Genomic DNA, 268 nt, shown 5'->3' with positions numbered 1-268 from the left:
CGGAATCCGGGGACACCGAGGCCGGTGGCTGCAATAGATCTTGCACGGCCCAACCTGGCGCGGTCAGCCCGTGGCGGCCGCCCGACCGTGCAACCCGAGCTCATCGGCACGGGCCTCGAGCGCCGCGATGACGAACGCCACGTGCACGTCGAAGTCCGCGCCGAGCCGCTCCGCGCCGCCACGCACGTCGTCGCGGTTGACCGCCGCGGCAAACGACGGCTGCTTGAGCTTCTTCTTCACGGACTTGGGCGTCAGTCCGTGAATGCCC

At 70.1% G+C, this 268-nt stretch carries 1 protein-coding gene; it reads right to left on the bottom strand.

What is annotated here, in order from left to right:
• Positions 1 to 63: 63 nt before the first annotated feature.
• Positions 64 to 268 (bottom strand): hypothetical protein (locus tag NLU14_RS21955; RefSeq protein WP_275710608.1); only part of this gene is annotated, 205 nt, incomplete at its 5' end.

The sequence above is a fragment of the Marinobacter iranensis genome (assembly GCF_029207565.1).
Taxonomy (GTDB): domain Bacteria; phylum Pseudomonadota; class Gammaproteobacteria; order Pseudomonadales; family Oleiphilaceae; genus Marinobacter; species Marinobacter iranensis.
Note: the sequence above shows the minus strand (reverse complement) of the source record. Positions and strands in the feature narration are given on the sequence as shown.